The 20,362-nt window shown below is 31.4% G+C and carries 16 protein-coding genes; 3 read left to right on the forward strand and 13 right to left on the reverse strand.

All coding sequences use genetic code 11. From position 1 onward, the window contains the following. Positions 1–229 precede the first annotated feature (229 nt). The gene (locus CVD18_RS04250; RefSeq protein WP_103864206.1) at positions 230–2,431 is read left to right on the forward strand and encodes an OmpA family protein; all 2,202 of its coding nucleotides are present in this window, start codon (positions 230–232) and stop codon (positions 2,429–2,431) included. Positions 2,432–2,456: 25 nt separating this feature from the next. On the opposite strand, the gene pdxH is transcribed toward CVD18_RS04250, so the two are convergent. From pdxH to CVD18_RS04290, 8 genes are all read right to left on the reverse strand, one after another. Further along, positions 2,457–3,107: a pyridoxamine 5'-phosphate oxidase gene (pdxH, locus tag CVD18_RS04255; protein WP_103864207.1), complete on the reverse strand. Its 651-nt coding sequence runs from the start codon at positions 3,105–3,107 to the stop codon at positions 2,457–2,459. A gap of 217 nt (positions 3,108–3,324) precedes the next feature. Beyond that, complete coding sequence (locus tag CVD18_RS04260) at positions 3,325–4,230, reverse strand: ribonuclease Z (RefSeq protein ID WP_103864208.1); 906 nt, start codon at positions 4,228–4,230, stop codon at positions 3,325–3,327. Between the two features lie 62 nt (positions 4,231–4,292). After that, the gene (locus tag CVD18_RS04265) at positions 4,293–4,751 is read right to left on the reverse strand and encodes a thioredoxin family protein (RefSeq protein WP_103864209.1); all 459 of its coding nucleotides are present in this window, start codon (positions 4,749–4,751) and stop codon (positions 4,293–4,295) included. 49 nt (positions 4,752–4,800) lie between these two features. Beyond that, positions 4,801–5,133 (reverse strand): ribonuclease Z, encoded by a 333-nt coding sequence (locus tag CVD18_RS04270; RefSeq protein ID WP_103864210.1) that lies wholly within the window; start codon positions 5,131–5,133, stop codon positions 4,801–4,803. A 3-nt stretch (positions 5,134–5,136) separates the two neighbouring features. Continuing rightward, a complete protein-coding gene (locus CVD18_RS04275) occupies positions 5,137–6,066 on the reverse strand; it encodes an aspartate carbamoyltransferase catalytic subunit (RefSeq protein WP_103864211.1) in 930 nt (309 codons plus the stop codon). Between the two features lie 45 nt (positions 6,067–6,111). Continuing rightward, positions 6,112–6,651 (reverse strand): bifunctional pyr operon transcriptional regulator/uracil phosphoribosyltransferase PyrR, encoded by a 540-nt coding sequence (pyrR, locus tag CVD18_RS04280; protein WP_103864212.1) that lies wholly within the window; start codon positions 6,649–6,651, stop codon positions 6,112–6,114. 211 nt (positions 6,652–6,862) lie between these two features. Further along, entirely contained in the window at positions 6,863–7,261 is a 399-nt protein-coding gene (locus CVD18_RS04285) for a hypothetical protein (RefSeq protein ID WP_103864213.1), read from the reverse strand. A 380-nt stretch (positions 7,262–7,641) separates the two neighbouring features. Next, entirely contained in the window at positions 7,642–8,553 is a 912-nt protein-coding gene (locus tag CVD18_RS04290; protein ID WP_103864214.1) for an AraC family transcriptional regulator, read from the reverse strand. Positions 8,554–8,953: 400 nt separating this feature from the next. Here CVD18_RS04290 and CVD18_RS04295 point away from each other — a divergent pair, with 400 nt between their 5' ends. Next, positions 8,954–10,453 carry an aldehyde dehydrogenase family protein gene (locus CVD18_RS04295; RefSeq protein ID WP_103864215.1) on the forward strand — a complete coding sequence of 500 codons (1,500 nt, stop codon included), beginning with the start codon at positions 8,954–8,956 and terminating at the stop codon, positions 10,451–10,453. 65 nt (positions 10,454–10,518) lie between these two features. Then, complete coding sequence (locus CVD18_RS04300) at positions 10,519–10,881, forward strand: DUF779 domain-containing protein (protein ID WP_103864216.1); 363 nt, start codon at positions 10,519–10,521, stop codon at positions 10,879–10,881. Between the two features lie 205 nt (positions 10,882–11,086). Here CVD18_RS04300 and CVD18_RS04305 read toward each other — a convergent pair whose 3' ends face one another. From CVD18_RS04305 to CVD18_RS04325, 5 genes are all read right to left on the reverse strand, one after another. After that, positions 11,087–12,058, reverse strand: coding sequence for a hypothetical protein (locus CVD18_RS04305; RefSeq protein WP_103864217.1), 972 nt, complete (start codon positions 12,056–12,058; stop codon positions 11,087–11,089). Positions 12,059–12,497: 439 nt separating this feature from the next. After that, positions 12,498–14,318: a 30S ribosomal protein S1 gene (gene rpsA / locus CVD18_RS04310; RefSeq protein WP_103864244.1), complete on the reverse strand. Its 1,821-nt coding sequence runs from the start codon at positions 14,316–14,318 to the stop codon at positions 12,498–12,500. A gap of 178 nt (positions 14,319–14,496) precedes the next feature. Continuing rightward, positions 14,497–16,602, reverse strand: coding sequence for an OmpA family protein (locus CVD18_RS04315; RefSeq protein ID WP_103864218.1), 2,106 nt, complete (start codon positions 16,600–16,602; stop codon positions 14,497–14,499). Positions 16,603–16,605: 3 nt separating this feature from the next. Next, the gene (locus tag CVD18_RS04320; protein WP_369858578.1) at positions 16,606–17,517 is read right to left on the reverse strand and encodes a type IX secretion system membrane protein PorP/SprF; all 912 of its coding nucleotides are present in this window, start codon (positions 17,515–17,517) and stop codon (positions 16,606–16,608) included. Positions 17,518–17,528: 11 nt separating this feature from the next. Then, a complete protein-coding gene (locus tag CVD18_RS04325) occupies positions 17,529–20,294 on the reverse strand; it encodes a gliding motility-associated C-terminal domain-containing protein (RefSeq protein WP_146052700.1) in 2,766 nt (921 codons plus the stop codon). Positions 20,295–20,362: the final 68 nt, after the last annotated feature.

Consider the following 20,362-nt stretch of genomic DNA (forward strand, 5'->3'; position numbering starts at 1 on the left):
ATAACTATCAAAATATCATCTAAAATAATGAAAATGAAGACCATAAAGAACTGATTTTAATCGATAAAAACAGTGCTTACATCGAAAACATTACTTTTTTCTTATGTAATTAAATGTTAAAATATAAATTTACGTACGGTTTTCCCTTAAATCAGAATGTTTTCCCCCAAACATTATGTACATAAACTAATCATAATATCAAGTTAGGGTTATAAAAAAAACAAAAAAAGTGGAAAAAGTGATTACTATACATAGAGATTATTCGTTGTTACAAAACTTTTGGCTATTTGCCTTCATATATTGCTTTGGATGTTCCATTATATATGGTCAGGTAGAAGTACCTCTTAAAAAACGAACTGAGTTAACGCTTAAAGGAGATTTCAAATTTGTTTCCAACACTATTTTGGGCAAAATCAGCAATGATGATGGATCACAAATATTTGATCCAAATAAAAGCTATAATAATGGTGGTTTGAATAATCAATTCAAGATGGGATTCATTGATATTGATACAGATCAAACAACTTTTAATTCTAGTAGTGCTGATCTTTCTATTGATTCTGATTGTAGCGCAATAAAGCATGTAGGGTTATACTGGACTGCTTCATATGCAGATCATGATAGAAAACATGATATAACCTCTATAAAAGTAAAATATCCTGGGCAAAAAGAATACACATCTATTACTGATGGAGAAATCATACATGATTATTACAAAGATGCTGAATCAATGTTTAAACAGTATTCTTGTTACAAAGATATTACTCAAGATGTCTTAAGCTTAAAAAATCCTTTGGGTACATATACAGTTGCTAATATTCCAGCTACAACTACTGAAATTAATGACGATCAAACCCTAGGGAATGGTCTTGCTGGTGGATGGACTATGGTAGTCATATATGAAGATGATGCAAAACCTAGAAAAAGATTCTATGTATATGATGGATTTGTTAACATTGACTCCAAAGCTAAACCCGTTGCATTTTCTTTTAATAATTTTCAAACTATACCTAATGGAGCTGTACATGGTAAAATTGGTGTAATCGCTTATGAGGGAGATAAAGGAATTATCGGAGACCGCTTTCAGGTTATGTCTAATGAGACTAATAAATACAAAAGTCTTGCTGATGGTGTGAACCCTATGAATAATTTCTTTAATGCTAATATTACAGAAAATGGTAAGAATGTAACCACCAGAGTACCTGCAAGTCAAAATACTTTAGGGTATGATGCCGATTTATTTGATATAAAGAATGTACGAAATAGTATTATCGGTAATAATCAAACTGCTGCCAAATTTAGATTATCTACCAATAATGATGGGTATTCTGTAATGGGGGTTGCTTTTAGTGTAGAAATATACGAGCCAGCTATTAATATTGTAAAAAGATCTAGATATGCAGATAACAACGCATATATACACCCCAATGATGTTTTAGCTCCTAAACAAGAAATAACATATAATTTAACCATATATAATGATGGTAATGATAATGCCAAAAACACCATTATAAAAGATGTTTTACCAAAAAATGTTGTGTTTTCAGAAAAATCACTAGTTCTTCCAACCAAGAAGATTAAAGTAAAATATGATAAGCTATCTAGAACTTTAAATTTTATTGTACCAAATAAAATGGTAAAAACTGATAGTGAACCTTTCAAAATCAGTTACAACGTACTTGTAGACACCAGTTGTGAATCTATCAATATTATTGATGATATTATGATCGTAGACCAACCTGTTAGCGCTGAGTTTAACGGTACTCTTAATGAAACTATAAAATACTCAAAAGGATACAATCATATTAATTCTTGTGGATTACCTGATTACTATCAGTTCAAATTAGCTATTGATATTAGCGAAATGAATTGCCCTAATGCTAGTAGATTAGCTTCTATTCCCAAAAAGAGAATGAATAGTGAATTTACCGCAGTAATACCTGGAGATATAGACAAAGTAAATAAATCTAATAATACAGAAAGTGGTGGAATCACTCCTGGAGATATTGTTCAAACAAACACAACTCCAGAATCTGATTTAAAATCAGATATGAAATTGAGTAAAACCATTAACGATTTAATAAACTTAAATGAAATATACTTTGAGTTTGATAAATGGGACATTACCAACAAAGCTGAAGTAGAACTGGACAAGGTTGTTGATATTATGAATAATGATTACCCGAATATGGTTATCAAAATAGAAACACACTCTGATAGTCGTGGTGAAGAAAACTACAATCTTACACTATCACAAAAAAGAGCTGAATCAATCTACAATTATTTATTGAGCAAAAATATTTCTAAAAATAGAATTCTTTCTTATGTAGGTTTTGGAGAAACCAGACCCGTAAATGGTTGCGAAGATGGACAAGATTGTTCTGAAGATCAGTATAAAAAGAATAGAAGATCCAGTTTTGTAATTATGTAATATCCTCTAGCGGTGTTATTATTTACTAAGGTGCTAATCGCTCAATAAGCCAATTATTTGCTTCTTGATTAGAAGAAAACCGAATACGATCGTGTAGTCTATTCGCTCTACCCTGCCAAAACTCAAACTCAATAGGAGATACACAATACCCCCCCCATGATGTTGGTTTTTGTATTTCTTTATCTTTATACTCTTCTTCGAGTGTCTGTAATCTTGTTTGTAGTGCTTCTCTAGAGTCTATGACTTGACTTTGATCAGAAACTACGGCTCCTAGTTGACTTCCTCTTGGACGTGATAAAAAGTAACGCAAGCTTACCTCTTCTTCTACTTTTTTTGCTATTCCTTTAATTATAACCTGTCGTTCTAGGTTTGGCCAAAAGAATGAAATACATACTTTATTATTATTTTCTATAGCCTTTCCTTTTTCTGAAGTATAATTCGTGTAAAAAACAAACCCATTTACATCAAATTGCTTTAATAATACAATTCTCGCTTTTGGATAACCATCTAATCCCGTAGTAGTAACCGTCATTGCATTGGCTTCATCAACCCCTCCTGCCGCTTCTACTTCTTTAAACCAGTCAGCAAACAAAGTAAAAGGAGATGTGGGTATATTTTTTTCTTCCAAAAAATTCTTCTCGTATGATTTTCTATATGAAGTGAGGTCTCTATTCATTTATAAACTTTTTATGCAGTAAAATATAATTATATTTCTTTTTGGCAATTTATAAATTAATTTACGAATAAGTCTTTACATTCTCTTATAATTAAAACGGTAAATATATCTAAAAGATTTTCTTTATTAAGTAAAGAAAGTAATCAATAATCCTTAATAAAGAAGCTTTATATCTTTTAAACCACAACAGCAACACTATTTTAAATTATAATTGAATTTAAAACTCAAAAAAATCCCCATCGTCAGCAATTTCAACTTGATCAAATACTGTTTTTGCTTCTTCTTTAAAAAGCTCAATATTTTCATATCGTGTAGAATAATGCCCTAAAATCAGCTTTTTTACATTTGCTTTTTTTGCAATCGTAGCAGCCTCAATAGCAGAACTATGCCCTGTTTTTGCACACAAATGCTTATGGCTTTCTAAAAATGTAGATTCATGATATAAAACAGTAGCATTTTTAATCAAAGAAATCTTTGCTTCATCATATTTAGTATCACTACAATACGCATAACTTTTGGTAGCCTTAGGAGACTTTGTAAGCTCTTTATTAGATATAACAGTACCATCATCTAAAACTACATCATTTCCTTTTTTTATAGATCTGTAGTATGCTGTATGGATATTATAACCAGATACTTTATCAATCAATAAAACTCTATCCCCTTCTTTTTCCTGAAACAAAAAACCATTGCAATATACTCTATGCTGTAATGGTATGGTACGCACTACTACTTTTTCATCTTCAAAAACAATTTCAGACTCGGGATTATCCAATTCATGAAAACGTAATGGAAAATCAGTCCAAGAATTAGAAAGTTTTAACTGCAAAGTAATTATTTCTTTGATTCCTTTTGGTCCATGAATATGAAGTGGAGTATCTCTTTTAAGCAACCTAAAGGTAGACACCAGACCTATCAATCCAAAAAAATGATCTCCATGCAAGTGAGAGATAAAAATATGCTTTATTCTAGAAAATTTAATTTTATTACGTCGTAATTCTACTTGAGTTCCTTCTCCACAATCTATCAAAAAAATATGATTGTTTATATCTAAAACCTGAGAAGTAGGGTTTGTAAATGTTCTGGGAGTTGCAGAATAGCAACCTAAAATCGTAAGTTTCAAAATTGTTTTTCCTCTTTATTAAATAAGTCGTGAATATACTCTAATCGTAGTTATAAACCTATCTAGCGACCAAAAGAATCAAAAGATGTCAACAAAGATATACAGCTTTTTACATCAAGGTTTCTTCTATACCCAGTTGCTCCCAAGACAGTACCATCATTATTTAGAACCAAAATAACAGGAAAAGACATTCTTTTATTATATTTTCTGGCTAAGGCTTTATTTTTACTTCGTTGAATTGCTGTTAGCTTATTTTTTCTTCGTTTTGGAAAATCTGCTTTTACCCAAACAAAATTCTTACCAGCATATTCTATAAATTCTTTATCAGATAAAATATATTTTTCTAACCTCATACAAGGAGGACACCAGTCTGATCCTGTAAAAAGCAATACAATATTCTGATCTTTTTCTTTGGCAAGTGTAGTTGCTTCTTCAAAATCATATTTCCAATCTTGAGCATTGGTATGATTGCAAAAAAGAACTAAAAATAATACTATAATAATCGGGGCGAATTTATTCATAGTATATCGGACGAAAAACATCAACAATGATTACAAAGCAAATGTTTTTTTAAAACCCTAAATCTCTTTCTATCTCCTCCATTTCAACCAAATCATATGCTTCCTGTAGTGTTGGAACAATGGTCATATCGCTTGAAACATCATCATAAGAGATCTTCTCAGTAACTATCACAAATGAATGTTTAGTATTCTTATGTTTATTTGATAATAGTAAAAATTCATTAACATCATCGATAGAAATCTGTTCTAATGTAAATAAATTAATAATAATATTGTCATTCTTAAGAGATTCATACTTGTTTTCAAGACCTTTTACAAAATCAATAATTGTGGTTTTCTCTTGTGTTACTATTGTGGTAGTACCTTCTTTATTAAATATCATACGTTATCGTTTAATTTTTGAAGCTAAAAGATATATTACAGCCATTCGCACTGCTACCCCATTTTGTACCTGATCCAATATAATGGCTTGGTCAGAATCAGCAACATCGCTCGTGATTTCTACTCCACGATTGATTGGTCCTGGGTGCATGATTACAATTTCTTTATCTAAACTTTCCAATAACTTTTTATTCACCCCAAATTGTTGAGTATACTCTCTGGTCGAAGGGAAATAACTAATTTCCATTCTTTCATTTTGTACTCGCAACATATTTGCGACATCACACCATTCTAGGGCTTTCTTGAGATTTGTTTCTACCTTAACACCTAGCTTTTCTATATAGGTAGGTATTAATGTTTTTGGTCCACAAACTCTTACTTCTGCTCCTTGCAGTTTTAATGCAAATATATTTGAAAGCGCCACTCTTGAATGCAGAACATCTCCTACAATTACAACTTTCTTTCCTCCTACTTCTCCTAATCGTTCCCTAATAGAATAAGAATCTAGTAATGCCTGTGTTGGGTGCTCATGCGCCCCATCTCCAGCATTTACAATACTAGCATCTACATGTCTAGAAAGAAAAACTCCTGCTCCTGGATTAGGATGTCTCATTACTACCATATCAACTTTCATAGAAAGAATATTGTTTACGGTATCAATAAGAGTTTCTCCTTTCTTTACAGAAGACGACGCTGCAGAAAAATTAACCACATCAGCAGAAAGACGTTTCTCTGCCAACTCAAAAGATAATCTTGTTCTTGTACTATTCTCAAAAAAAAGATTCGCAATGGTTATATCTCTAAGCGAAGGAACCTTTTTAATTGGTCTATTTATTACTTCTTTAAAGTGATCGGCGGTTTTAAAGATCAAATCAATATCATCTTTATTCAGATATTTTATTCCTAATAAGTGATTTACACTTAATTCGCTCATTCGTTTAAATTTATATTTTGAAATAAAGAACCATTTCGAGAAACCTTAATCACTAATCAAATATATAGCATCTTCTCCTTCATTCTCCTGCCAATGCACTTTTACTTTTTCTTGATTTATTGCATCTACTTGACGACCTCTATAATTAGGTTGTATTGGTAAATGCCTACTAAAACGTCTATCTATAAGAGTTAGCAATTCTATTTCTTGCGGCCTACCAAAAGATTGTACCGCAGTAAGAGCTGATCTAATACTTCGTCCTGTATACAGTACATCGTCAATAAATACAATTCGCTTATCTTCGACTACAAAATCAATATGAGTCTTATTAGCTTCAAGAGTCTTTTCACCTCTTCTAAAATCATCTCTATAAAATGTTATATCAAGATAACCTAATTGTATATCATTAACATGATAATCATCAATTAAAATTTTCTTGATACGATCTGCTAAGAAAATACCTCTCGGTTGAATCCCAATTAATACAGTATCTTCAAAATGAGTATGATTTTCTATTAATTGACAAGCCAAACGATGCAGGATTATATCAATCTCTTTTGCACTAAGTAGTAATTTTTGACTCATAATCTCCAAATGGATATCTGGAGTACAAAAGTAGTGAAATTTTGCAACTATGCAATCCAATTTTTAAATAACCTAAGAGCTAAAAAATCAATCAATCCTTCATACTACATAAAATCAATAATTTAAAAAACTTAGGCTACAAATTATTGTTCTATAAAAAAAGAGCGGTTTATAATTATAAATCGCTCTTTCATATCGTATCTATAACTTCTTATTTTCCGCCTATCAATAACACAAATGAGTTATTAGACACAGGAGAAACGTTATATTCTCTTATTCCATCTATTGTTTCCAGATATTTTTCTGCTTCAGAAAAAGCAGTTTCCATAGCACTTCTACCTGAATTCTCTTTTACAGAAATAGTCTTAGACATAAACTCTCCATCAACAAACTCAATTGTTATTTTCCACTTTCTTACAGAATGAAAACTTCTAATTTCTGCTATCTTTTTTGTTTTTTTATTTTGTGGTTCTGTTTCATCATCTCCATGCACAGATGACATTGTTTTTATGTTTTTCAAAACAGTTACCAGATTATTTTCTCTGGCATTAGCTTGAACAGCTATTAAAAAACTAAGCACCAATACTATTTTCTTGTTTATATTTTTCATTTTAAAAAAATAATTAAGATTTTTTCTACAGTGCAAATATCAGAAGGCTTCTCTCTTTCTAACATACCAATACCAGTGAAAATTCTACCCCCTTTTTTCAGTGAAGGGTACTATCACAAAATCTGATAAACGGTTGTTTTTTATCGTTATCACGCAACCATCAACTCAAAAACAACTGAAAATCAATCAATTAATCTTAAAAGAATCAAATACACAAAAATGAAATGTAAAATTTACCACAAAGAAAGTATGGTTTATCGCAAATAAAGAGGTATTCACAATGTCATTAGAAAATTAAGTTGATATTAAACTCTAAAACAAATTTATCCAATGTACTTTCTTTCTGAAAGTGAGTAAGAAGAAATTCCTTGGATAAGGAATTAAATAGATAATTTAAATTGTTGCGGAGTCATCATTTCTAATTTCTTAAACTGACGATTAAAATAACTAACATTATTAAATCCTGACTTAAAAGCTATTTCTGAGATCAAAAGTTTTTTATTTTGCTTTATCAGCCTTTTTGCAAATTTAATTTTCTCTGCATTCAAATAGTCTATAGGAGATACCCCAAGTGTATTTTTAAATTTTTTATGAAAGTTTGACGTACTCATATACGCTTTATTCGCAAGAAAATCTACCGTTATATTCTTATTTGTCAAATTATCTTTTATATACTTAACAACCATTCCTATTCTAGTATCTGTAAACACACCATTACAATCATTCAGAATACTATTTTTAGCTTTTGTCTGCAACAACCTCACAATCAATTCCTGAATCATTAAATCTAACAAAACATCTTTTGATTGACAGTTATCTAAAAAAGTATATACCAACCGCTCTATCAAAACACTAACCTCTTTGTTATTGGTTAAGTGCGAAGCATTTGTATCAATACTCCAATCATTATTTTCAGTTTCAATTGCAACTCTTTGATTAAACCTACTAGCAACTTCCTTTATTTTATCTGAATCTATACCAAGAGCTAAACATCTGGTAGGAGTATTCTGTGTAGCCAACGGAAAATCTATGACCATTTCCATATTTGTAGGCATCACGACAGACTCTCCAGGAAAAAAATCAAAAGATGGTATTCCCCCAATATGCATTATCTTTTTACCACAAAGCATATTAGCAATAACAGGAAAATCAAACTTTAAAGACACCTCTTGTGCATAAGCATGTGTCTCATATATATTAAGCTCTGTATAATCTGCACTATATGTTGTTCTATTTTCTACAAGTGTAGTTAGCTTTCTTTTTGTTATATGTTTTTTTAGTAATTGTGACATAACCTAAATGTACAAAAAAATCAAGAGTATTTGTTTAATTGATATTCTTGTGCAAGTTAATAATAGAAATGTACCATGAATAGATAGGATTGTTATATAATTATACAGAACTGTTCAACCCCTTAATTTGATTATATGATAAATTTGCTTATATAAAATTACCATATTACTAATAAATTAACTAAACAGTCATGAAAAAATTAACTACAAAAACAATAGTACCCTTTCTTTTTATAAAAACAGTCTATATCTAAAAGACTAGCCTATATGTAGATTAAGATCAGTTTTTAATCTTCATAAAACACTTTTTACTTCATAAGTATCTGGATTCTTTTTCTAAAAAAAACACTCAGAATCCTTTTACCATTGGCACTATTATTAATACTAAAAATTAAAAATAATGAGTTATTCAAAACCCATATTTAAAGAAAAATACGAAAACTTTATTAACGGAAAATTTGTTGCACCCCTAGATGGTGAATACTTTGAAAACACATCTCCTATAGATGCAAGTCATATTTCCAAATACCCTAGATCAAAAAAAGAAGATGTTGATTTAGCTGTTGAGGCTGCAAACAATGCAAAAGACGCATGGGAACACACCTCTGCTACAGAAAGAGCAACATTACTTAATAAAGTAGCTGATATTATTGAAGCTAATCTAGAAGAATTTGCCTTGGTAGAAACCTGTGACAATGGTAAACCTATTAGAGAAACAATCAATGCAGATATACCACTCTGCGTAGATCATTGGCGTTATTTTGCTTCTTGCATTAGAGCTGAAGAAGGTTCTGCTACAGAATTAGACTCAAATACCCTATCGATGAACATTAAAGAACCTCTGGGGGTTATAGGACAAATAATCCCATGGAATTTTCCTCTACTAATGTTATCATGGAAATTACCTCCTGCACTAGCAACAGGAAATTGTGTCGTACTAAAGCCAGCAGAACAAACCCCTTCTTCTGCTACATTATTAATGGAAAAAATAGCAGATGTTTTTCCTCCAGGAGTCATAAATATTGTACATGGTTTTGGCCCAGAGGCAGGAAAACCATTAGCTTCTCATTCGATGATTGATAAAGTTGCTTTTACAGGAGAAACCACAACAGGGCAACTAATCATGCAATATTCATCTAAAAACCTTAACCCTGTAACTATGGAGCTAGGTGGCAAATCACCAAATATCTTCTTTAATAGTGTTATGGATCATGACGACAACTATCTTGACAAAGCAATAGAAGGCGCTGTTCTCTTTGCTTTTAATCAAGGAGAAGTTTGCACCTGCCCTTCAAGGTTATTAGTACAGGAAGATATATACGATGATTTTATAAAACGTGTAATTGCTAGAACAGAAGCAATTGTGCAAGGAAGCCCATATGATATCAATACAATGATAGGAGCACAAGCTTCTAATGATCAATACGAAAAAATTAAATCTTATTTTGATATCGGTAAACAAGAAGGAGCAAAAATATTAACTGGCGGGAAGGCTTCTATACTAGATGGTGATTTATCTAAAGGATACTACATAAAACCAACGATCTTAGAAGGACATAATAAAATGCGCATTTTTCAAGAAGAAATTTTTGGCCCCGTACTGTGCGTTACAAAATTTAAAGATGAAGCTGAAGCGTTAGAGATAGCCAATGACACCCTTTATGGTTTAGGAGCTGGAGTCTGGACCAGAGACGCTCATCAACTATATAAAATTCCTCGTGCCATAAAAGCAGGTAGAGTATGGGTAAACTGTTATCATGCATACCCTGCACATGCTCCTTTTGGAGGATATAAAAAGTCTGGATTTGGAAGAGAAAATCACGCTATGATGCTTAGTCATTATCGCCAAACCAAAAACATGCTAATTTCTTACGACAAAAATAAACTTGGTTTCTTTTAATAACTCGATTGTAATTAGGGTCAAAATTTATTTTTTGACCCTTTTTTATTAAATATCAACACTTTATGCAACGAATTTCAATTACCAAAAAAGCTACAGAGATAGTTCAACATTTAAAATCACACTACGGTGACTTAATATTTCATCAAAGCGGAGGATGTTGTGACGGTTCTTCTCCTATGATTTTTCAAAAAGGAGAAATGTATTTGGATGACAGCGATATCTTCTTGGGCGAAATTGAAGGTGTAGAATTCTATATGAATCAAGATCAGTTCGAATACTGGAAACATACCCATCTTACCATTGATATAACAGAAGGTAGAGGCGCCAGCTTTTCGTTAGAAATCCCATTAGGTTTACGATTTTTGATAAAATCCAGACTACTAACAGAAGAAGAAAACATTTTCTTCAACACCACTAAACAATAACAACACAACTCAAATAGAAATAATACCAGTTATACTTTGAATTTATTGTAAAAAATAAAAAATTACATACTGATTATCAATTAGTTAAGGTTAAAAAGCACAAATAAAAGACAGGAAATAGTATAGATATCACCTAAAAAAATCAAAAAAAAATGCTCGTATAAATTTAATAGGATAACTGGAGCTGGGTAATATTTTTCTATTATCAATTTTCTTCTACATATATAATGTCAAAAAGATAATCATTTGCAAGTCTATATTCTCCAACAATAAAATAAGTATTTGAATTAATGTAATTTTTAATATTATATCTCATTTTATCAGAGATGCTCAATTTATCTTCTTTTTTTGTCAATATTTTCTTTTCAATTTTAGTTAAAATAGTAGGGAATCGAGTATTAGATTCAAGAAATTCAAGTGTTTGTAAAATAAATTTAGTTTTCTCAAAATCTTTTACTATGTCCTTATTGAGAACAGTAAATCTTAAGTTAAAATTATCAAATCCACTTAACTCTGACTCTATAGAGATATTTTTTTTAAAGTATGATTCATATTGACTTCTAATAATGGAATTATTGATAAAAGATTCTCTTTTTATATTTTTGATTGAGTCTTTAAAAATGTTTATGTTTTTCATTTCGTCAAACTTACTAGGAGTTACAATCTTTATTATATTTTTTTCATCATGAACAATAGATACAAATCTATCTATGTATACTTGGCCTTCTCTTCCCCATTTTTGTGTATGGATATTTAGAGTATCATTCTTATAACCTTTTATGGATAATTTGCTATATGGACCCATTTCAAAATAATTGTAAATTGTAATAGTATTATCATTTAACTCAAATAAACATATATATAATTCATTTCTAGCCCAACGTTTTATACGTATAGTACCAAAGAAATCAGTTATGCCATTATCATTAAAATCTCCAATTGTATTTTTATTAAACTTAATGTCAGAAATTTTATATTTTTTTTGTTTTAAATAATCTGAAAAGCGCAAATGCAACTTACCTCTATTATGTTCGAAAAGAATTACATTACCATTATAAAGAGAATCAGTTATAGTTTTTTTTATATAATCTGCTTTTATTTCTTTTTGGCCGTAACAGAATAAGTAACCATAAAAAAAAACTAATAATAAAGTTTTTGATTTAATATGTTTGTTCATATTTGTTGCGTTAAGTTACTGATTTTAGATTTATTAAATGTTTTACCAATATTTCGCTTCCCATAATGAGATTCAAATCAATTGATAGATTCGGTTTCCATTTCGGTTTGGATGGAAAGTCAATTGCTTCCTTTTTTTATTAAATAGTTTATCAAATATTCCCATTCACTTTTTAATTTAAAAAAACTCAATAGCTTTTTTATCATCAATTACAATATGATCTGGTAATATGAAAAACTTCTTTAATCCATTTGTCTTTTAGAGATTGTTCTCTATTTAAAATTTTACCTAAAAAATCAACATCATTCCAAGGACATTCTTCTATACCTATTAATCCTACTTGGTAATTTACAAAACATACCTTTTTATTACACATTAAAACAAAAAAAAAGACCGTTATAAAAACGGTCTTTTTAGTATATTAAAAATAGTATGAGAACTAGTTCCCTCCTTTTTCCATTTTAGCTTTAAGATCAGCTAAAGCATCAATATCTCCAAGCGTAGTCTTTTCTGCTGAACTAGCAGAAGCTTTCTTAGCTGCTTGTTTTACGATCTTAGCCTCTTCTTCTTTAAATAAAGCTGTATGAGAAGCTACCACTCTTTTGAATTCTTTATTGAATTCAATAATTTGGAATTCTGCCTCATCACCTTTTTTCAATTTGCTACCATCTTCTTTTTCAAGATGACGTGACGGTACAAATGCAATGATATCCTCGTTAAAATCAATTGTAGCACCTTTGTCTACAATCTCTCCAATTTGAGCAGTATGCTTAGTTCCTACAGCAAATTCTGCTTCATATTTATCCCAAGGATTATCCTCTGTCTGCTTATGTCCTAGACTTAACTTACGTCCTTCAACATCTAATTCAAGAACTACTACATCTAGTGTATCTCCAACATTTGTAAAGTCTGATGGGTGCTTAATTTTCTTAGTCCAAGAAAGGTCTGAGATATAAATTAAACCATCAATACCTTCTTCTAGCTCAACAAATACACCAAAATTAGTAAAGTTACGTACAATACCACTATGCTTAGAACCTACAGGGTACTTAGTAGTAATATCAGTCCAAGGATCTGGAGTCAATTGCTTGATACCAAGAGACATCTTACGTTCTTCTCTATCCAAAGTAAGGATTACAGCTTCTACTTGATCTCCAACTTTCACAAAATCTTGTGCAGACCTCAAGTGAGTTGACCAAGACATTTCTGATACGTGAATTAATCCTTCTACTCCTTCTTCTACTTCGATAAATGCACCATAATCAGCAATTACAACAACTTTACCTTTTACTTTATCACCTACTTTAAGTTCTTTATCAAGAGCTTCCCATGGGTGTGGTTTCAATTGTTTAAGACCTAATTGAATTCTAGTCTTAGCCTCATCAAAGTCTAAGATTACAACATTCAATTTCTGATCTAGTTCAACAATCTCATTAGGGTGGTTGATTCTAGACCAAGAAAGATCTGTAATATGAACTAATCCATCAACTCCTCCAAGATCAACAAATACACCGTAAGAAGTAACATTCTTAACCGTACCTTCTAATACCTGACCTTTTTCTAATTGACCAATAATTTCTTTCTTCTGCTCTTCGATATCTGCTTCGATAAGCGCTTTATGAGATACCACAACGTTTTTAAATTCATGGTTAATTTTTACCACTTTGAATTCCATAGTTTTACCTACGTATGCATCATAATCTCTAATTGGCTTCACATCGATCTGAGAACCTGGCAAGAATGCTTCTATACCAAATACATCAACGATCATACCTCCTTTGGTTCTACACTTTACAAAACCGTTTACGATTTCACCTGTATCATGTGCACCATTTACTCTATCCCATGCTTTGATTACACGAGCTTTACGGTGAGATAAAATTAATTGACCAGTAGCATCTTCACGCACATCAATTAACACTTCTACCTTATCCCCTACTTTTAAGTCTGGGTTATAACGAAATTCGTTTAATGAGATAACACCTTCACTTTTGGCATTGATATCAATAATAGCATCACGATCAGTTATATTAATTACTGTTCCGTCTACTACTTCATCATTTAGTGTATCTACGAAGTTCTCTGCAACTAGCTTTTCAAACTCTTCGAGTTTAGAGTCAGCGATTGGATCAATCCCTTCCTCATAATTGTGCCAGTTAAATTCTTTTAAAAATTGCTCAGGATTTGCTTGTTGTTGAGATTGAGCTTCTGCTTTTTTCTCTACTTCCTGAACGTCTGTGTTTTTTGTTTCTTCAGACATTGAAGATAAAATTTGTATTCTGTACATTATTGAGGATCAACACGAAAACTATACAGAAGTATTAATTAAAGTTTTGTCTACACCCTTTTTAATCCTCTTATCCGCTAAAAAGGAGTGCAAAAATACAATTTAATTTATTAGAAAACAAAAGATTATATACATCTATATTCAGTTGTTTTTAATACTTAATAATTTCAAACTCACTTCTTCTATTGGTTTGATGATCTTCTTCTGTACAGACCTTACTATCACAATCTATAAGAGGTTCTGATTCTCCAAAACCAACAAATTGCATCCTTCTAGCATTTACATACCCTACCAAAGCGAGATAATTACGCGTAGACTCTGCTCTTTTTGTAGATAAAACCTGATTATATGAATCTGTACCCCTACTATCTGTATGTGATGCTATTTTTATATAAACCGTTTTATAACGTTCTAATTTTAATGCTAATTTATCCAGTACTTTTTTAGAATCAGCTCGAATATTCCATTTATCATAATCAAAATAAATAGGTGGCATATCAAAATAAAGTTTTCCATTCTTTTCTATAACTGGTGGGCCATCTTTATCCGCCAAAAGAACATTTCTTAATTTGATTTTTTCAATCTCTTTCTTTTTACTACTAGAATCAGAATCATTAATTCTCGTTATTTCTTTTATACGCACACTGTCATTTATCTTTACCCGATCATAAACCCTTCTATCCTCTTCAGTAATTGACACATCTTCTTCTTTTTCTTTATTTATTTCTCTATCCAAATAAATCACATAAGTTTCCTCTTCTTTTTCTTTTATCACCAAAGGCTTAGTTCTTGTTTTATACCCTTCTGCCGAGGCTTTAAAATTATACCTCCCTGGAAAAATCTGTAAATCAAAAGATGCTATTGTATCCAATTGACTCTCATATATTTTTTTGTTATCATTATCATATAAAACAGCATTAGAGTTTGCTATATAATTATCTGTCGCATAATCTTTGATTTCAAATCGCGCTCGATATTCACGAGGGAAAATATTACCTACTTGAGAAAACGAATAAATATCGTCTGACATCTTCTTACGATTAGAGGCAAAAAAACCATCTGTTTCATTATAGTACGTAAGAGAAAAATCATCGTAACTAGAATTAATTGGAGCCCCTAAATTGATAGGGGTAGCAAAATCTGTCTCTTGTTTTTCTGATACAAAAATATCCATCATCCCTAAACCAAGATGACCATTTGAAGAAAAAAACAAATTACCAGCTGTAGATATAAATGGAAATTGTTCTCTATTCTCTGTATTAATAACAGAACCAAGGTTTACAGGTTCGCCATACGTATCATCTTCACTCACATCAACATAATAAATATCAAAACTACCATAGCCTCCAGGCATATCTGAACTAAAATATAACTTAGAACCATCTTCGCTCAGTGCTGGGTGCTCTATAGAGTAATTGACATTATTAAACGCTAACTTTTGTGGTGAACTCCATTTTCCATTCTCTTTTATAGATTTATACAGATGAATGGCATTACGACGAATACTATCAAATTTCTTTTTTCCTTTTTCAGAATTACTTCTAGACAAATACATAGTAGTACCATCTGCGGTAAAACAAAAATTACCTTCATGTAATTTGGAGTTGATTTCTTTTGAAAGAGCTTCTACCTCAGAAGTAGGAATATTATTCTTTCCAACGTTTACTTTATATATATCTAAAAAAGGGCGATGAGTCCATTTATAATTTTTATCCAGAAGACTATTAGGGTTTCTATCTGTTGTAAAATATAATGTATCTCCTTTTTTTACAGCTCCAAACTCTGAAGCTTCAGAATTAAAGCGAGCTCTTTTTATTGTATAATCATCTTCTTTCAACTTGAAATCTTCTATTACAGAAATAGCACTAGAAGTATTATATCCTTCTATTCCAAGATTAGTTTTATATAGAGAAAGATAATTTATAGATTTTTCGTACTCTCCTAAGGCAGAAAGTACATGAAACATCATAAAATTATAAGTGTTATCATATGACTTATCTTTATCATAGAACTTACCAGAAGTAAGTATCTTTAAATATCGATATGCCTTTCTAAATTGATATGTATTATAATACGAGGTCGTTATATGATTAAGAATATGCTTTGTATATCCTTTTTGATTTAACTCCTCTTCATACTGTATTGCGGCATTGATATAATCTCCTTTTTCAAAAAAACGATCTGCCCTACTTTTACCTTGTGAAAAAACAATCTGAGTAAGCAGTATGGTAAGTGTGAATATTATTTTGGTTTTCATCGTCTAGAAAAATCTTGGTGAAGAATATTTATTACTAAGGTTAAGAAGGTCAAAATTAAAGAGTAATACAACTTCATGACTACCATTATTATATCCACTTAACTCACTAACACTAAAATCATAAGAATAGCCAATTTTAAGATTTTGTGTAATATTAAAACCGGCCAAGGCAATAAAAGAATCTGTATACCTGTAAGACACTCCTAATTCAAATTTATCATAAATCAATGAATTAAGAGAGAGATCAAAAGTTAGAGGAGAATCTACTACCTGTTTAATTACTACAGATGGTTTTAATTTTACCTCATCTACAAAATCAAAAACATACCCCGCTACACCGTATATATGTGTTTTGGTCTGAGCCACTCCAACACCATCAATATCGATATCACTAGGAAGCAAGTTTGGAGAGGAAATCCCAGCATAAAAATTATGTGTAAACAAATACAATCCTGCCCCTATATTTAATTGCGTAGTGGACGTGTTATCAATAAATGCAGGATCTGATGCAACATCAGAACCAGAAGGATCTATTTTCAAATTATTAATCCCTGCTTTTAATCCATATGATAATCTAGTTTGCTCAGAAATTCTTGTTATATAAGCAAAATCAACATTTACATAATTGTTATTTACTGGTATCGCATCACCTATTCGATCATTCACATAATTTACACTCAACTCAATATTCTCACTCATAGGAATATTAGCAAACACATTTGCTGTTTGCGGTGACCCTTCTATACCTGTCCATTGCTTACGAAACAAAAGTCCTGTTGAAATCAAACCACTCTGACCAGTAGCATAAGCTGGGTTTACAGTACTCATATTATACATATACTGTGAGTATTGTGGGTCTTGCTGTGCATAGGTTATTGAACAGAAAACCATACACATGATAAAAATTCTTTTCAAATTCATTGGTTTTATCTACTTAAATAGAAACTTCCTTGTATTGGTAAATTATTTTCAAAATTGGGAGTGAAGATATAGAAGTATATCCCAGATGGTAAGTCATCTCCTAATCGTACAGACACATTACTTTCTCCTCTAAATTCATCTGTATTATTGTTACCTTCATAGACAAGGCTACCATATCGATTGTAAATTTTAAGATCATACTCTGGAAATGCTTCTGGAATATTATACACCCCTTCTATCAATAAATCAAAAGTATCATTTTGATTGTCTCCATTAGGAGAAACTCCATCTTGAAAATCTAACGTACATAACTCTCCATTTGTAAACCTTTCTCCTGTATTGAGAATTTTTATCAAAACTTCAAGGCGTTCGGACTCACAATTATCGGTATCAACGGTAGCTATATAATATTTTTGATTATCAAAAAGTATCGGATTATCAACTATAGGTATTTCGCCTTCTTTCGTTTCATACCAATTATAATTTAAAACATCTACCTCTATATCCTCTAATCTTGCCGCATCTAGAATACAAAATTCTTGTGTTGGTACAACGGGCATTGGTAGATCCACAATCTGAACTGCAACATTCAACGATGATTGATCGCATGGTAATGTATTTGTAAGCACATATCTGTAATTATAAATATTATTGGTAAGCGTTTCAAAATCAACGATCCCATCTTGGCTAAGAGCTCCTGTATTATCTGTATCTTCAAACACTCCAGTTCTTGGCGTATCTCTATCCAACAAAGAATATAGATTCACACTACCATCTATTTTACAAAAAGTTTCACTTCTATCATTACCTATCACAACAGGTTCTACAATAGAAATCGAGACAATAGATTCATCTGGTGTATTACATCCTAAGTTACCAGATACAGTATAAATATAATCTCCTTCTCCTAAAATAGGAAGTGTATAATCATTTATATCAAAAACACCTAAATGATCTGTAGAAACATACCCAAATGGACCTGTCCATATCCCCGTAGGATCAGGAGTTCCTCCTAAAAGACTAAAAAGAGTTACCTTACGGTTATCTGAACACACGACTCCAGTTGCATCTTCTCCTGCATCAGGTTCTTTATATACAGAAAACTCAAGTGTTGCACTATCAGAACATCCTGAAGGATGAGTTGTTGTATGTGTAAACGAAAAATTCTGAGGAGTAATCATACCAGAAGGAAGAGTGAAAATATCATTTACCACTACTCCTCCATTACTATTATCAATCCAAACACCTGTTGCGATTGAACTTCCATTATCTCTCAATAGGCTTCGTAAACTAACCTCGCCATTATTAAATGTTTCACACAAATGAACTCCAGAAGTATCTTCTCCTGCATAATTAAAATCAAGAACATCTAAGATTACCAATGTAGACAAGCTAGAACACGGGTTAGAATCATTTAGCGAAGGACTACATACCGAACCTCCATATAGTGTTTGAACCCCATAAGCACTACAGTCTTTATCAGGAGCAACAGTATATCTAAATTCATACCTTCCTGGAATAGCATTATTAAGATCTATCTTACCTAAATGTTTTTCAGTACTCAGAGCGCCATCTGTATTAAGTTGAAGATTTAAATCTGTAGCTCCTACAGGCCTACTTTCTAAGGTCCAAGCAGAATAATTCGTATATATATAATTAGGAGTAAACTCAAGTAAATCAAACAAGTCCATTTGTTCTCTTGTATCTGAAGCTGGACAAACCTCCTCAGGAGGAGATTTTTGTTGAAATGGTTTTAATTCTTCAAATATTCTGAATACTACTGTTGCTTCTGAACTTAGACAAACTGGAGACCTACTACCTACTCTATAAGTATATAAAAAAGCTACACACCCATAGCCTGGCGTATTTTGTGGTGAGGCCAAAAAAGCATCATACACCTCTTTTACATTAATTTGCGAATCTGTTGGGCTTGTAATTTGTTGACCATCTTGATCCCATTCTCCTCCATCATCTTCTTGATTAAGATATTGATCATCTCTAAGATCGATTACTTGATCCCAAGTACTTATATCACTTTCACAAATATTATATTCAGAAGCATAACCTGCAGACACAGGTCTTACTATGGTTATTTTTACATTTACTACTTCTGTAGCACAAGTACCCACACCACCAACAGTATATCTAAAAGCAAAATCCTTACTATCTATAGGAAAACCATTATTCTTTGCTATAGTAGCTCCAAAACTAGAACCATCTAAGATATACTCAGAAGCAGGTAAACTACCTGTATACTCCCATACTCCATTCAAATGAGGTAACGCCTCTCCTTGCCTAGATTCTAAGGTGTCAAATAAATCCAAATCGATTTCAATTCCTACAGAACAATCGTCATTGGTATCACAAACAGGAAAAAAACCAGTGGTGGCAGGAATCCCTGCATACGGCCCTAAAAGAAGTTGCACAACAACTCTTTCTCCTGATACACAAGAATTATTTTTTAAAGTGAAGAAATATTGATCGGAAGCATTTCTAAGCTTCCATAATCGGACTTCCCCAGATATATTATCAAGAGCAAAAGAGGCTGGTTCCATACCTGTAGATTCCCATTCATCTCCAGTTTGAGGAGTAACTCCTGATCTTTGATACAAATTAATAATACCATCTGGAGATCCATCAGTATCAAAATCAACATTTTCCATATCACATTGTTCTATAGTAATCAACCCAAGATTACATTGAGCATATCCCAATTGGGTAACAAGACATAGAACTAGTATGGCTAGTAGCAGTTTTATAAAATATTTCAACGTTGTGTACTTTAATTTTAAATTAATAAAAAAATGACATATGAATACTATCTTACAATTTATAGTAT

The organism is Aquimarina sp. I32.4, from assembly GCF_002924285.1.
Classification (GTDB): domain Bacteria; phylum Bacteroidota; class Bacteroidia; order Flavobacteriales; family Flavobacteriaceae; genus Aquimarina.

Bases quoted from the DNA above. Each gene is read 5' to 3' on its own strand.
- CVD18_RS04315 (WP_103864218.1), bottom strand. From the start codon at position 16,602: ATGAAAACCAAAATAATATTCACACTTACCATACTGCTTACTCAGATT.
- CVD18_RS04265 (WP_103864209.1), bottom strand. From the start codon at position 4,751: ATGAATAAATTCGCCCCGATTATTATAGTATTATTTTTAGTTCTTTTT.
- pdxH (WP_103864207.1), bottom strand. From the start codon at position 3,107: ATGAATAGAGACCTCACTTCATATAGAAAATCATACGAGAAGAATTTT.
- CVD18_RS04295 (WP_103864215.1), top strand. From the start codon at position 8,954: ATGAGTTATTCAAAACCCATATTTAAAGAAAAATACGAAAACTTTATT.
- CVD18_RS04305 (WP_103864217.1), bottom strand. From the start codon at position 12,058: ATGAACAAACATATTAAATCAAAAACTTTATTATTAGTTTTTTTTTAT.
- CVD18_RS04275 (WP_103864211.1), bottom strand. From the start codon at position 6,066: ATGAGCGAATTAAGTGTAAATCACTTATTAGGAATAAAATATCTGAAT.
- CVD18_RS04300 (WP_103864216.1), top strand. From the start codon at position 10,519: ATGCAACGAATTTCAATTACCAAAAAAGCTACAGAGATAGTTCAACAT.
- rpsA (WP_103864244.1), bottom strand. From the start codon at position 14,318: ATGTCTGAAGAAACAAAAAACACAGACGTTCAGGAAGTAGAGAAAAAA.
- pyrR (WP_103864212.1), bottom strand. From the start codon at position 6,651: ATGAGTCAAAAATTACTACTTAGTGCAAAAGAGATTGATATAATCCTG.
- CVD18_RS04270 (WP_103864210.1), bottom strand. From the start codon at position 5,133: ATGATATTTAATAAAGAAGGTACTACCACAATAGTAACACAAGAGAAA.
- CVD18_RS04290 (WP_103864214.1), bottom strand. From the start codon at position 8,553: ATGTCACAATTACTAAAAAAACATATAACAAAAAGAAAGCTAACTACA.
- CVD18_RS04285 (WP_103864213.1), bottom strand. From the start codon at position 7,261: ATGAAAAATATAAACAAGAAAATAGTATTGGTGCTTAGTTTTTTAATA.